The sequence below is a fragment of the Aerococcus sp. L_32 genome (assembly GCF_050689315.1).
On record NZ_JBOEQF010001294.1, the window covers coordinates 1 to 511 of the forward strand.

Annotated in this window: 1 protein-coding gene; it reads left to right on the top strand. The window is 34.6% G+C overall.

Annotated elements, in window-relative coordinates; all coding sequences use genetic code 11:
- Positions 1-247: 247 nt before the first annotated feature.
- Positions 248-511: ZIP family metal transporter (locus tag ACRCJ0_RS19400; RefSeq protein WP_431391855.1), on the top strand; the 264-nt coding region annotated here is incomplete at its 3' end.

Genomic DNA, 511 nt, shown 5'->3' on the forward strand with positions numbered 1-511 from the left:
AGTTTGCTTCAACTATTATCATTAAATTTTGATTTAACAACTTACTTTTTTAAAAAATCACTTATTAAAAGTAAGCTTATATACAGTATACCTTATTTTTTCTCAGTGGTAAACACTCTTGCTTCTTTCTTCTCATATTTTTTGGTATCCCAAATAAAAAAGCCTAAACTTTGCTAATTCCAATGAAATGCAATACCAAATGATTTATAATAAAAGTGGAATATTAGGAGAAATGGAGTGAATGTGAATGTTTGAATGGTTTGCAAATGCCAACCCGATTTTACAAGCTACGCTGGCCGGCGTCTTTACTTGGTTGATGACGACCTTAGGTTCAGCATTGGTATTTTTCTTTAATGAAATTAATCGTCGTGTATTGGATATTATGAATGGATTTGCTGCTGGGGTTATGATTGCCGCAAGTTTCTGGTCACTTCTTGCCCCATCAATTGAATATGCAGAGGCAGGTGGTTGGGGCCGGTTTGCCTTTGTACCAGCCTTAATTGGTTTTATA